At 31.6% G+C, this 13,946-nt stretch carries 13 protein-coding genes; all 13 read right to left on the bottom strand.

Annotated features, from left to right (window positions below; genetic code table 11):
- Positions 1 to 64: 64 nt before the first annotated feature.
- The 13 genes from DW1_RS08730 to xseB all read right to left on the bottom strand — a co-directional run bounded on the left by DW1_RS08730 (position 65) and on the right by xseB (position 13,945).
- Positions 65 to 883 (bottom strand): phospho-N-acetylmuramoyl-pentapeptide-transferase, encoded by an 819-nt coding sequence (locus DW1_RS08730; protein ID WP_074350236.1) that lies wholly within the window; start codon positions 881 to 883, stop codon positions 65 to 67.
- A gap of 4 nt (positions 884 to 887) precedes the next feature.
- Complete coding sequence (locus DW1_RS08725) at positions 888 to 1,571, bottom strand: glycosyltransferase family 2 protein (protein WP_074350235.1); 684 nt, start codon at positions 1,569 to 1,571, stop codon at positions 888 to 890.
- 14 nt (positions 1,572 to 1,585) lie between these two features.
- Positions 1,586 to 2,470: a copper transporter gene (locus tag DW1_RS08720; protein ID WP_083605600.1), complete on the bottom strand. Its 885-nt coding sequence runs from the start codon at positions 2,468 to 2,470 to the stop codon at positions 1,586 to 1,588.
- A gap of 14 nt (positions 2,471 to 2,484) precedes the next feature.
- A complete protein-coding gene (gene steA / locus DW1_RS08715; protein ID WP_074350233.1) occupies positions 2,485 to 3,606 on the bottom strand; it encodes a putative cytokinetic ring protein SteA in 1,122 nt (373 codons plus the stop codon).
- A gap of 245 nt (positions 3,607 to 3,851) precedes the next feature.
- A complete protein-coding gene (spo0A, locus tag DW1_RS08710; protein WP_074350232.1) occupies positions 3,852 to 4,658 on the bottom strand; it encodes a sporulation transcription factor Spo0A in 807 nt (268 codons plus the stop codon).
- Positions 4,659 to 4,836: 178 nt separating this feature from the next.
- Positions 4,837 to 6,147 (bottom strand): SpoIVB peptidase, encoded by a 1,311-nt coding sequence (gene spoIVB, locus DW1_RS08705; protein ID WP_074350272.1) that lies wholly within the window; start codon positions 6,145 to 6,147, stop codon positions 4,837 to 4,839.
- 294 nt (positions 6,148 to 6,441) lie between these two features.
- The gene (gene recN / locus DW1_RS08700) at positions 6,442 to 8,133 is read right to left on the bottom strand and encodes a DNA repair protein RecN (protein ID WP_074350231.1); all 1,692 of its coding nucleotides are present in this window, start codon (positions 8,131 to 8,133) and stop codon (positions 6,442 to 6,444) included.
- A gap of 16 nt (positions 8,134 to 8,149) precedes the next feature.
- On the bottom strand, positions 8,150 to 8,602 hold the full coding sequence (locus DW1_RS08695) for an arginine repressor (protein WP_074350230.1): 453 nt from the start codon (positions 8,600 to 8,602) through the stop codon (positions 8,150 to 8,152).
- 138 nt (positions 8,603 to 8,740) lie between these two features.
- Positions 8,741 to 9,547, bottom strand: coding sequence for a TlyA family RNA methyltransferase (locus DW1_RS08690; RefSeq protein ID WP_074350229.1), 807 nt, complete (start codon positions 9,545 to 9,547; stop codon positions 8,741 to 8,743).
- A gap of 16 nt (positions 9,548 to 9,563) precedes the next feature.
- The gene (gene dxs / locus DW1_RS08685) at positions 9,564 to 11,432 is read right to left on the bottom strand and encodes a 1-deoxy-D-xylulose-5-phosphate synthase (protein ID WP_347499711.1); all 1,869 of its coding nucleotides are present in this window, start codon (positions 11,430 to 11,432) and stop codon (positions 9,564 to 9,566) included.
- 16 nt (positions 11,433 to 11,448) lie between these two features.
- Positions 11,449 to 12,048, bottom strand: a complete 600-nt coding sequence (locus tag DW1_RS08680) for a hypothetical protein (RefSeq protein ID WP_242942461.1) — start codon at positions 12,046 to 12,048, stop codon at positions 11,449 to 11,451.
- A gap of 754 nt (positions 12,049 to 12,802) precedes the next feature.
- Positions 12,803 to 13,696, bottom strand: coding sequence for a polyprenyl synthetase family protein (locus tag DW1_RS08670; RefSeq protein WP_074350228.1), 894 nt, complete (start codon positions 13,694 to 13,696; stop codon positions 12,803 to 12,805).
- Positions 13,697 to 13,705: 9 nt separating this feature from the next.
- The gene (gene xseB / locus DW1_RS08665) at positions 13,706 to 13,945 is read right to left on the bottom strand and encodes an exodeoxyribonuclease VII small subunit (RefSeq protein WP_074350227.1); all 240 of its coding nucleotides are present in this window, start codon (positions 13,943 to 13,945) and stop codon (positions 13,706 to 13,708) included.
- Between the last annotated feature and the right edge of the window lies 1 nt (position 13,946).

Raw genomic sequence — 13,946 nt, 5'->3', positions numbered from 1 at the left:
GATCATCAACTTCATTTATTTTCGTAACAATGCCTTCTCTATATGATAACAGTTGAATAACCTCCTATTCTCTTCCTAATCTATCAATATAGCATAATAGTCTATTATTATCAATGATTCTTGATAGAGAATAAAATTCTGTAATAATATGAATAATAATTAATAGTGTTAAATAAAGTACTTTTGCTAAAAATGGTTGCGTTCCTGCACAGAAAACACCAAGTGTCATGCCTAACACATTTGACCCTGTATCTCCCATCATAGATTTTGCTTTTAAATCATAAGGGAGATAAACTAGTATAATACCTAATAATGAAGTTATAATATAGTTATAGTCTCGTATTTCTGCACTAAGAAGGAGTATAATAGAAAGTAAAATAAATACCTTGCCTGCCCTTCCTGGCCTTAAGTCAAAAAGATTAATTAGATTAGTGAAAAGACCTATTATTAGTACATTTACCACTAGCTCTACTATATTTACAGATATTGTTAGAGATATAATCAGAGCTACAACTCCACCTACTATTAGTTTTAAGCCACCTGTAGTAAGCTTTAGCTTTAATAATGAAGCTATATGGCCCTTAAATCCCTTAACATCTTTTTCACCAATTAAATCATCAATTATACCAATTAAACCAATCATAAGTATTGAAATAATATAGGAAAAAATAAAATTGTCAATAGTGTTTTTATATAAGCCAAGTGTAAGTATAACAAATGACTGCACTAATACAAATACTAAGCCCATACCTATTGGGATATGCTGTTTTCTATAGTTTAAGGCTGTACAATTATTACTTATTAGTAAGTCACGAATAAGAGGAATTGCCATAAGACTTAAAGCACTACTAATAAAAAATACTACAATACTATAGCTCCACATTTATTCACCTTCTAATTCCTAATTTTATTAATGTAATTAGAATATTAAAAAATTGCCTACCTCTATGTATAAATCCTTTAAGGTTTCTTTCTGTTTCCCTATGAGTCATTCCCACATCTATTTCCTTTATAGTAAAGCCATTTCTCAGTACTGCCACGGTCATAGCCACTTCAACACCAAATCTATCTGGAATATAATTAATGCTTTCAATTGCTTTTCGACTATAAACTCTTTGTCCAGATAAGGTAGAGGTGATATTTTTTCCTGTATAAAAATAAACTCCTCTATTAGCTAGTTTTTTTACTAAGCCAAAGCCTCCCTTTTTCTTAGCTTTCTGAAATCTTGCAATAATTACATCTGCCTCATTATTTAAGGCTGGAAGTATTAGCTTTATGGCTTCGTTACTTGTCTTACCTAAATCTCCATCTATCAGCACCAAATAATCAAAATTAGATTTATCAATAGCTTTACTGATAGCATATCCCTTTCCTCGATTTTTATCTATTTCTATAAGTGTAACATCTAGCTTACTTACTATTTCTTTAGTTTTATCTGTAGAGCCATCATCAACAACTATTATTTCATCTATTAAATTAATTTTTTTGATATTTTCAATCGTATTTTCTATGAATATCTCTTCATTGTAAACAGGTATAACTGCCACGACCTTTGACTTAGAATTATTCATTCATAACTCTCCCTTTATTCACTAATTATAGTACTTAAATTAGGAACTAAGCTTTCAGCACTAGGCTTTATTCCATAGTTCCCTGGTCTACCATCAATAGCCAATACTAAAGCTACTTTTCCCATAATAGTATCTACGTTATCTATAGAAGAAATTCTATTATCCTTGTACTTGTCTATATAAGAGAAATATACATCTTCCTTTTCTATTCCAATAACAGGAATATTCAATTCTTTGCAAACATCTATTATTCTGTCATCAATAACATCAAACCTTTTTTCATCTTCTACTTTTCTTCCTCCAGCAATTAATACATAATCTACTGATGTTAAGTATGTTCCAGTAAAATCAATTAATTCTACGTTTTTGAATGTTTCTAGAATTCTATTATCTTCACCGCTTATAATCTCATAAGCTAATTTTTCGATCGAAAGCTTTAGAAGATTACTATTATCAGCTTCAATACCAGTTGCCATTTCGTATGCACTTTTTAATAGGTCGTCATTTGTGTCAATATTATTCTTTATTGTTGTTATTGATGTTATTTCAGCACCAGCTACTTCTAATATCTGGCTAACCCCTTTATAAATGTAATCCTCACTAGTTTCAATAATTGCTATTTTAATTCCACCTAATCGATCTTTTATTACCTCACCATAAATCGCTCTGTTAAATTCCTTTATTTGCTCATTTTCTTTTGTGACTCGAGATATTTCCTCTCTTACAGCTTTGTTTTCTTCTTCTAGATAATCAAATCTCTCTTCAAGTTGTGATACTATATCCTCTTTTTGAGACATAAGTATATCCTGTGCATCAAACATAAACCCTATATAGATTCCTATTGCAAGCGCTAAAAAAATTGAAACAACAGTTAAAACATAATACTTAATATTAGTCAAGTTAAAACAACCTCCTAAAATCCAAATAAAATCCTTAACCGAATTTGAATTAATCTTATAATTTCTTGCATTGGTGGAAACATAAGTGTTAGAACAATTATAGGTATTAATGCAGCAATACCTAATCCAATAACATACTTTATCTTAAGACTACTCCTATAGAGCATATTAACTCCTTTAGCATCAACCAATTTTGAGCCTACCTTTAATCTAACCAAAAAAGTACTAGCCATGCCACTACGACCTTTTTCCAAAAAATCAATCATATTACTATGAGTTCCAACAGCAACTATTAAATCTACATTATTCGAATAAGCAAGTAAAAAGGCAACATCTTCACTGGTTCCAGCTGAGGGATAAATCTTAGCTTCTAATCCTAAACTTTTAACTCTTTCCAAACCTGGTGCTCTTCCATCTTTGTATGCATGTACAATTATCTCCTTAGACAGTTTCAGGCATTTATCACTAACACTATCCATATCTCCAATTACAATGTCTGGAACAAACCCAAATTCTAATAAAGCATCTCCTCCACCGTCTACCCCAATTAATATGGGCTTCACTTCATTAATATAATTTTGAATAGCTATTAGATCCTTTTTATAGTCTTTCCCTCTAACAACTACTAAAGCATGTTTATTAGCCATTTTCGTTTTAATTTTGGGCATATTACCTTTTTCTAATACTAATTCTTTTTCTTTTTTTGCATAATCGAGTGTGTTTTCAATAAATTTATCTAGCTCAATCTCTAAATTACTATATCCTATTTTTAGCATTTGTTCAATTCGCTCTGCATTTATTTCTTCATAAGTACCAATAATATTATCTTTGTATACTATTACATTGTCATTTAACTCCAGTTCATCTCCTTCAGTAACTATATCAAAGATTTCTTTATTCTTGCTTTCTAAAAGTATAATTCCAGATTCTCTTAATATAGAAGGTCCTTTGTTAGGATATTTGCCACTAATTGATAAATTTAAATTTAATACACATTTAATTTTTGATTCTACAAGTGAAATTGCTGCTATTTCATCTATATCCTTGTGATCTATAATAGCAATATCTCCAGGTTTCAATCTTTTTATAAGGTTTTTTGTTTTTTTATCTTTCTTTATTATTCCTTTAATAAGCATTCTTGAACCTCCAAAAATAGAAAGTTAATCAAACGTTACTAAAAAATACCTTGTTTCTATTTTAACCATCTTTTATATATGAATACTTTATTAAGTAAAATCCATCACCATTATAATAATAAGATTAAATCTCATATATTTCAAGCAAATTTCTTAATTATTGTTTCACCGAGCCTGCTGGAGTAGCAAAAATTAAACAAATCTCTTTCATGTTTGAAAAGAGATTTGCTAAATTCAACATAATATTAAGAAATTTTTTGCTCTAATCTCAATTTATCAGCTACCATTGCAATAAATTCGCTGTTGGTAGGCTTTCCTTTATCAGTATTAACAGTATATCCAAACAAATTATTTATAGTGTCTACCTTACCCCTGCTCCATGCTACTTCAATAGCATGTCTAATTGCTCTTTCTACCCTACTTGGTGTCGTATTAAACCTCTTCGCGATGTTAGGATAAAGTTCTTTGGTAACAGCGCTTAACAATCCAACATTATCCACTACCATTGTAATAGCTTCTCTTAAATAAAGATACCCTTTAATATGTGCAGGAACGCCTATTTCATGTATAATATTTGTAATCTTAGCCTCTAAACTCTTATGTGAATTAGCAGTATTTATTAGGCTTGTAGGCACTTCAATCTGTTTCCTTCTTTCGATAATTGCTGGTGTTGTTCCTGTAACCTGTCTGATTCTTTTCATAAAAATATCAAAGTCAAAAGGCTTAACCACATAGTAGTCAGCTCCTAAATTAATCGCTCTTTGAGTAATTTTGTCCTGTCCTACTGCTGATAGAACTATAACTTTAGGAAACTTTTCTAATTCAAGATTATGTAGTCTTTCTAATACTCCTAGACCATCTAAATGTGGCATAATAATATCTAGAACTAAGACGTCTGGTCTTTGCTTAGTAATAAGCTCTAAGGCCTCAAGACCATCCTTTGCTATCCCTACCACCTCTACATCCTCTTGAGTTGCAAGATAATCGCTAAGGATACAACAAAAATCCTTATTGTCATCTGCAATTACAATACTAATTTTTTCAGTTTTCAATGTAAATTACCCCCCTGAAATCAATTTACAGTACATTAAATAAAGTACAACTAATAAATTCGACAAAAGTAATATATTTCCTTCTATAATTTCATTTTTTTATTTTTTTAAAATTTTATCACTTTTTTTATCGCAAAGAAAAGAGATATGGAAAATTTCCTTATCTCTTGTAATTTACTTATTTCCCTTCTGCAAAATCAGAATTATTATCAGTGTAGATTCCAGCTTCTTTAAGCATCCATTCTATATATATACCATATCCCTTTGTTGGGTCATTCACAAAAACATGAGTTACTGCGCCTACTATCTTTCCATTTTGTATTATTGGGCTTCCACTCATTCCTTGAACAATTCCACCAGTTTTGTTTATTAAGCTTTTATCCGTAACTTTTATAACCATGCTTTTAGATTGAGGAACTATTTGTTTTTCAAGTTTTAGTATCTCAACCTCGTATTCTGTTACTTTATCACCTTCAACATTTGCTAATATATAAGCTTTACCAGTTTTAACTTCGCTTTGAAATCCAATAGGCAATGCTTTTTTATGCTTAAACATTTTATTTTTATCATACATAGTTCCGTATATCCCAAAAGTGGTATTATTTTCGATTTTACCTAATACCTCATCAGTTTCAAAAAACATTCCTCTAAGTTCTCCAGGACTACCTTTCTTCCCTTGTTCTATTGATGAAACTCTTGCTTTCATTATTTCTCCATTTTCTGCTTTCATTAATGTTCCTGTATCCACATCAGTGATAGCATGACCAAGTGCACCAAATTTTCTACTATTAGGCTCAAAAAAAGTTAATGTTCCAATACCTGCAGTTTTATCTCTTACCCATATACCTAATCTATAGCTATTATCTTGCTTGCTTTTTACAGGCAAAACCTCTGTAGTAAAGCTGGCGTTATTTCTCTCAACTTCAATTTTTACTGTATTGCTTTTTATATTGTTTAAAAGATGAATTACATGGTCTGCATCCTTGATTTTAATTCCATCTATCATTGTTATGGTATCTCCAACTTTTATCCCAGCATTTTTAGCAGGATTATAAGTTTTACCATCTACACTCAGTATTTCTGATGTGCCTACAACTAAAACGCCCTTTGTATTTAGCTTTACGCCTATTGCCTCTCCACCAGGTACAACGTAAGTCTGGTTTACTACATTTACTTTAACCTCCCTTATAGGGAAAATTCCAAGAAATTTGAATTTTAAGTTTGCTCTTCCATTGTTTGTAGATTCTAAGTTATAAGAATTTCTTAATCCTATTGATAGCCCGTCTTTATTCTCATTATTAATTCTTACTATATCTGTGGATTCTTCTACTATTTCTAAAGAAAAAGGGAAAAATATATTTAAGTTTCTACTATCTCCTTTAATTATGTCAATTTGGGAGGGAAATCTAACTATATTTAAAATTTGTATCGCGTAAATTAATACAATTAGGAGTAAAGTAAAATAAATCAGTTTTTTACAACTGGACATTTTATGCAATCAAAATCACTCTCCCATTAACCTCTAACTTAACTTCACCTCCAAAAAACACTAGTCTTCGTAACTAGAAGACTATAATAACTAATTTATTGCTTAAGACTAATTTGACCTTTTTAATGTTCATTTATTCAGCACAAATTTTTAGCAAAATGTAAAGTAAAATCTCTATTGCCGTATTATAGATTAAATAGACTACAAGAAGTTATTAATACCATGTTAGTTATTTATCTTATGGATAAATAACAAAAAACATCTAAAAATTAGATGTTTTTTGATTTTGATTATCTACCTTATTTTTTTTGACATTTCTATCATTTCCCTAGCATGTTGTTTAGTTGTTTCAGTTAAACTCACTCCACCTAATAATCGACTCAGTTCTTCCACTCTCTCATTATAGTCAAGCTTGATTATTTCGGTAGTCAATTCTTTATCTGTTATTTTTTTATGTATTAAATAATGGCTATCTGCAAGTGCAGCTATTTGCGGTAAATGTGTGATACAAATTACTTGGTGATTAGAAGCAATGTTAGCGATTTTTTCTCCTACTATCTGAGCAGTTCTACCGCTTATTCCAGTATCTATCTCATCAAAAATTAGAGTAGGTATTTTATCTATTTCTGCTAGAATACTCTTAAAAGCAAGCATTATTCTAGACATCTCTCCGCCAGAGACTATCTTAGCTAGTGATTTTAACGGTTCGTTAGGATTTGTAGAAATTAAGAATTCAATCTTATCTAAACCATTCTGAGTAAAATGTTCCAACTTTTCAATTTTTACTTTAAAATTTACATTTGGCATATTAACATCACTAAGCTCTTTTGTAATCTCTCTTTCAAATTTTTCTGATATGCATGTCCTCTTTTCAGTTAAATCTTTGCATATGTTGTTCAATTCTGTTTCACATTGTTGAATTTTACTTCTTAGTTCCCTGATTTCTTCCTCACAATTTAATAAGAGGTTCAAATCCTTATTAATTCTATCTCTATATTCTAATATTTCATTTATAGTTTTGCCATACTTTCTTTTTAGCTTATTTATCAAATCCAATCTCTCATCAAGAAACTTCAATCTTTCAGGACTATAATCAATCTTATCCTGATAATATCTAATCTCCCTAGTGAGATCTTGAAGTTGATAGACTATAGACTCAAATGTATTTGCAAAATTCCTAATATCCTCACTATGTTTGGAAACCTTATGTAAATTTGTATATATGTTATTTAATTGATCAATAATAGACTTATTTCCGTAAAAACCAGAATCTAAATTTGCTATAGCATCTGCTAGTGTAACTACAATGCTTTCTGCATTCGATAACAAACTATATTCAGCAATCAACGACTCTTCTTCTCCATCTATGAGCCTTGCATCGTCAATTTCTTCTATTTGAAAGTTCAATAAATCCATTTTTCGTTCTTTTTCCATTTCATCTTGAGATAAAGATTTAAGCCTAGATTTCAAGGTTTGTAGTTCTTCATAACCTTTTTTAACTTTCTCTTTAATTTCAATTATTGTATAGTCCCCCAATGAATCAATAAACTCTGAATGTTTATCACTTCTTAAAAGTGATTGGTGATCATGTTGTCCATGAATATCTATTAATTTACTAGTTATTTCATGTAACATACTAAGTGTCACTGTTCTTCCATTCACTCTAGAAGTGCTTCGACCAGTATTATATATTTCTCTAGTAATAAGCAAAGTATTATCTTTTTCCTTTTGTATTCCATAACTTTCTAATACTCTTTCAACATCTCTCATATTTTCGATAAAAAACAAGGCTTCTATAGTTGTCTTTTCACTTCCAGCTCTAACAAACTCTTTATCTGCCCTACTACCTAATACTAGTGAAATGGCATCAATAATAATAGACTTTCCTGCACCTGTCTCTCCGGTTAGAACATTTAAACCTTTTGAAAAGTTAACTCTTATTTTATTTATAATTGCGAAATTTTGAATATTCAATTCAAGGAGCACATTACATACCTCCTAGTCAATTAAGTAGTTTTAAGAACATTTCTCGTATCTCAACTACCTTATCTACATCACTAACAGCAATAAATATAGTATCATCCCCAGCTATGGTGCCTACTATCTCTTCTATTCCTAAAGAATCTATGGCTGAGCCAGATATCTGAGCAGCCCCTGGCAATGTTTTAATAACTAATAAATGCCCTGCAATTTCAACCGATACTATGGAATTTCTAAATATCTTAATAAGTCTATCAGTAGTTCCTTCAACATTTTGTCCCATTGCAGCATATTTATATTTACCACTTTTGGCTAATACTTTTACAAGCCTTAACTCTCTAATATCTCTTGAGACAGTAGCCTGTGTTACATCAATTCCTAATTTTTTCAGACAATCCGCTAACTCTTCTTGAGTCTCGATTTCATTGTTTTCTATAAGCTCCAATATTTTTGATTGTCTAGCATATTTCTTCATTATGACTATCCCCTTTTCTTATAGCTAAATTTCAATTATATTTGCTTCATAGTTTATAATTGATTCTCCGCAATCCCCTAAAAGATATTATATCAAATGAAAAAACAAAAAAATAGACAGAAATCATGATGAAAAATACTACAATTCATCATGAGATTCATTGACTACATTTTCTATTTGTTTTTCAATGTCAAATTCATCAACTTTGTTTTTAACTAAATGCACTAAGTATTCTCTATTTCCTTCAGCACCTTTTACTGGTGAATAAGTTAAAGCTGCAAAATTAAGTCCAATAGATAAGCAAAAGCTATAGATTTCTCTGATTACTTCCTTATGAACTTTAATATCTCTTACTACTCCTTTTTTTCCCACTTTGTCTCTACCAGCCTCAAACTGTGGTTTTATTAGTGCTATTATATCTACATCCTCTGTAGTTAACTCTACCACTTTAGGTAACACGAGCTTTAGAGAAATGAAAGACACGTCAATACTAACTAAGCTTGCGAGTTCTCCAATATCCTCCTTTTCTAAGTATCTAATATTTGTTCTGTCCATCACTATCACTCTGCTATCATTTCGCAGCTTCCAATCTAACTGTCCATAGCCTACATCTATGGCATATACCTTCTTTACTCCATTTTGTAACATACAATCAGTAAAGCCACCTGTTGATGCACCAATATCTAGTGCTATTTTATCTTTAACTTGCATAGAAAATGTATTAATTGCCTTTTCAAGCTTAAGTCCTCCCCTACTTACATAAGGAATAGGGTTCCCTTTAACAATAATATTACTATCTATAGGCACCTTTGTCCCTGGTTTGTCAATTCTCTCGTCATCTACATATACTAACCCTGCCATAATATATTTCTTTGCTTTTTCCCTACTATCAACAATTTGATTATCAGCAAGTAATACATCTATTCTTTCCTTTTCTATTTTCATCAAACCGCTCCTAAAATCATAAATTTTTTTTATATATGCTGTCTAATATGCCAGTTGTATCCATATGGTATTGCTTAAATAGTTGGTCTATACTTCCATGCTCTATGAACACATCAGGTAAAGCAATATTCATAATTTGACCTTTATAGCTGTTTTCTATTAACAAATCATTTACACAACTACCATACCCTCCAGTTTTTACATTATCTTCTAGGGTTATAATAAGCGAATGGTTCTGTGCGACTTCCTTTATTAGTTCCTCGTCTAATGGTTTTATAAATCTGCCATTTATTAATGTAATACTATTCCCTTTTTTGTTTAACTCTTCAGCTACCTCATAGCCTGTTTTTACCATCTTACCTATAGCTAAAATAGCTATATCTTTGCCCCATGATAATACCTCTGCTTTCCCTAATTCTATCCCTGTTCTTTTAATCCTATCTAAAATATCATAACATTCTCCCCTAGGATATCTTATGGCTAATGGACCATTGTAGTCTTTACTAAATTCAAGCATTTGAATAAACTCAGTTTTATCTCTAGGTGCCATGATTGTCATATTAGGAATATGTGATAAATATGACAGGTCAAAAGCTCCATGATGGGTTTCTCCATCACTTCCAACTAGTCCTGCTCTATCTATAGCAAAGACTACAGGTAGATTTTGTATACAAACATCATGGAGTACTTGATCATACCCTCTCTGTAGAAAAGAGGAATAAACTACGAAATAAGGCTTCATGTTATTCGAGGCTAATCCGGCTGCTAAGGTTACTCCATGCTGTTCTGCAATACCTACATCAAAAAATCTACTCTTATGTTTTTTCCTATACTTGCCCAAACCTGTTCCTTCTGGCATAGCAGCAGTAATGGCTACCACTCTATCATCTTTATCTGCTAGATTAATTAATGTGTCTCCTAAAACATCTGAAAATGTAGGGTTTTGTGGTTGTTCTAGAGACATCCCTGTACTAATTTCAAATGGTGATGAGCCATGAAACTTATCAGGATTAAGTTCTGCAGGTTTATATCCTTTCCCCTTTTTAGTAATAACATGTACTAAAACTGGACCATCAATCTTTTTAGCTCTCTCTAACTCTCTAACCATGTCATTTATATTATGTCCATCAATGGGTCCCAAATACTTAAACCCAAGATCTTCAAAGAACATTCCAGGAACAAAAAAATACTTAACACTATCTTTGGCCCTTTCGGCTGTCTTGAATACTTGCTTCCCTATTCCAGGTATATTATTTAAAATCGCTTCAACATCTTCTTTTACTTTATAATAAGTAGGAGCTGTTCTAATTTTATTTAGATATTGTGATAAGCCTCCAACATTTTGAGAAATAGACATTTCATTATCATTTAATACAACTATCAGTCTAGTACCTGTATCTCCAGCATGATTTAAAGCCTCAAATGCCATTCCAGCAGTCATAGCTCCATCTCCAATGACACTTACTACATTGTATTCCTCGTTCTTAATATCTCTCGCTAATGCATATCCTAGACCTGCAGAAATAGAAGTAGAACTATGACCTACTTCGAATATATCATGAGAACTTTCTTTTCTTTTTGGAAATCCACTAATTCCTTTATATTTCCTTATAGTATGAAATACATCTTTTCTTCCAGTAAGTATTTTATGTGTATAAGCTTGGTGCCCAACATCCCAAATAATCTTATCCATATCACTGTTGAAAACCTTATGTAAAGCAATGGTTAGTTCCACTACTCCAAGGTTTGAAGCCAAATGTCCTCCATTTTTAGAGACGACATCTATTATTGTTTTTCTTATGTCCTTAGCTAATAGAAGCAACTCCTCATCACTCATTTTCTTTAAATCTCTTAAATCATTATATCGTGAAAGAATACCACTCAATATGCCCTACCTACTTTCATCTATTCTTAATTTTTTTTGAACTTGATAACACATCTATCTTAAATTTCATATCTAGTATCATGATTATTTTCGCTGTAATAAATATTATTCTATCTGATTTAGATATAGCAATTTCTTTTCCTATAGCTTTTCCTCCAACAGTTAAAGAAGCTATGATCCCTGACATTATAACACTAATTAAAGTTATTCTTGTAAATCCATACTGACTTACTATCTTCATAACAATTATTGTACCTGCAGCCCCACTTATTATTCCACATATATCACCTATTACATCGTTACAAAAGTTAGATACTCTACCAGCATTTTTAACAAGTCTTACTGCATATTTTGCTTCTTTAATTCTATTAGCAGCCATTGAGTGGAAATTTTTTTCATCTGAGGCGGTTACAGCTATTCCTATTATATCAAAAAACACACCTATAATAACAACTATTATTAAGCTTATAAATGCCATAGCAATGTTGAAGTTTCTTAGTATGCTTTCTGATATAATACTAACACTTGTGGCCAAAATAAAAGTCCATATAGTTATAATTAGTACCCATCTCATATTGCTATTCTTAATATTATTTTCTCTATTCCTATTCAACAAGTTCTTACCTCCAAAAATTTTACGCCTTAAAGTATATATGTATAGAAATAAAGCTGATAGCTTAGCTATCAGCATTTGAGTGGTGATATATTAAGTAAATTTTACGGCTTAAGGTCTAGCAGGATTTCCCAGATAAGAACTGTCTGTCGCCAGTCCAGCGGTTTCCCTTCAATCTCATCTCTATAATGTCGCCAAAAATAGGGCTAGATTACCACTTAGTCCGCACTGTAATCCCGAATATACCTCTCACAGAGAACAGTCTAGGAGATTTCCTCAACAGCCATACTAATTTCTAGCCTCTTTTGCAAAATAGGTTTCCACGACAAAGCCTATTTCCCATGGGCCCATAGGAGCTAGAACCACAACCATGTTCCTCCTATTTCACTCAAGGCAGGCTACGCTGCAAGTAGCTTGCACCACAATGCAGGTTAATCTTGTTCAACATTTGTTGTCCAAGTCTCCACGGGGGTAGGGTCAACGCCTGCATGCCATTGCAGATCGCCCCATCCCCCTTACTCCCAGAAACGACCCCCGACTGGGCGTCAGAAGCCGAAACCAGGAACTTCATCGATATGCCCTTTGACGGATTTTTAGCCCCGCCTTCAAAATTAGCTGTACTGACTAGAATACTGCACCACTCCTAAGCAAAATAATTATAGCATAGGTTTAATCTATTTTCAAATTCCCCAATATCCGGAGCCTTCATTATTTCCTTAATTGTAATGATAATATTCTTTTAACAGTATACTAATCACTAACATTTTCTATAAGCTAAATGATTTGCTAATTCAATGAAAAACAGGGACTCTTTTTCGTTAAAAATAGATAAAGCCTCTATTGCTTTGATATTAAGTCTTTGAATTTCACTAATGGATTTATCAATACCATACAGGCTCAAATATGTAAGCTTATGATTAGTTTCATCACTACCAATTTTCTTGCCTAACAACTTCTCATCACCAATCTTGTCTAGTACATCATCCCTTATCTGGAAGCATAGACCTATTGCCTGTCCATAGGTTTTAAGATGTTTTATTTGTTCTTGATTAGCACCAGCTACTAAGGCTCCTGATACTATGGAAGCCTCAATTAATGCAGATGTTTTATTCTTATGTATAAAATCAAGTTTTTTCTTTTCAGCAATATGGTCCTTTAACTGAATATCAACTGTTTGTCCTCCAATCATGCCAAAGACACCTGCCGACTTACTTATCTCCTTAATAGCTAATATATATCTTTCATAATTATTCTCATATAAAGGAATCCCATCTAACATAGTTTCATAAGCTAAATTCAGTAAGCCATCTCCGGCTAGAATTGCAATATCTTCACCAAAAACTTTATGATTAGTAGGTTTACCCCTACGAAAATCGTCATTATCTATTGCAGGCAAATCATCATGTATTAGAGAATATGTATGTATCATCTCAACTCCCAAGGCTATTTTCATGACCTCTTCGTAACTCCCAGATATCATCTCACATGTTTTTAATGTTAAAATAGGTCTTAATCTTTTTCCTCCAGCAAATATACTATACCTCATGGCTTCAAAAATCTTTTTCTGCATTAGATCACTATTGGGAATAGTCTTTTCCAATTCTAAATCAATAATGTTTTTATATTTGGCTAGTTCCTCAATTATATTCATATAGTCCTCCTAAGTATTTGAGTTAAACTCAGCTTCCTTAATATCATTATTGCCATCATCTAGAATTATTTTAACCTTTCCTTCTACATTATTCAATAAATCATAGCAATATTTATACAATTCAACTCCTTTACTAAACTGGGCTAGAGAATCATCTAAACTTAGTTCACCATCCTCTAATAAAGATAAAATATTCTCTAACTGAGTCATAGCTTCTTCAAAAGATAAATTATGTTTTTTTCTAGCCATG

It is taken from the genome of Proteiniborus sp. DW1 (assembly GCF_900095305.1).
Lineage (GTDB): Bacteria > Bacillota > Clostridia > Tissierellales > Proteiniboraceae > Proteiniborus.
Note: the sequence above shows the minus strand (reverse complement) of the source record. Positions and strands in the feature narration are given on the sequence as shown.

Bases quoted from the DNA above. Each gene is read 5' to 3' on its own strand.
- DW1_RS08730 (WP_074350236.1), bottom strand. From the start codon at position 883: ATGTGGAGCTATAGTATTGTAGTATTTTTTATTAGTAGTGCTTTAAGT.
- DW1_RS08725 (WP_074350235.1), bottom strand. From the start codon at position 1,571: ATGAATAATTCTAAGTCAAAGGTCGTGGCAGTTATACCTGTTTACAAT.
- steA (WP_074350233.1), bottom strand. From the start codon at position 3,606: ATGCTTATTAAAGGAATAATAAAGAAAGATAAAAAAACAAAAAACCTT.
- spoIVB (WP_074350272.1), bottom strand. From the start codon at position 6,147: ATGTCCAGTTGTAAAAAACTGATTTATTTTACTTTACTCCTAATTGTA.
- DW1_RS08695 (WP_074350230.1), bottom strand. From the start codon at position 8,602: ATGAAGAAATATGCTAGACAATCAAAAATATTGGAGCTTATAGAAAAC.
- DW1_RS08690 (WP_074350229.1), bottom strand. From the start codon at position 9,547: ATGAAAATAGAAAAGGAAAGAATAGATGTATTACTTGCTGATAATCAA.
- DW1_RS08670 (WP_074350228.1), bottom strand. From the start codon at position 13,696: ATGAATATAATTGAGGAACTAGCCAAATATAAAAACATTATTGATTTA.
- xseB (WP_074350227.1), bottom strand. From the start codon at position 13,945: ATGGCTAGAAAAAAACATAATTTATCTTTTGAAGAAGCTATGACTCAG.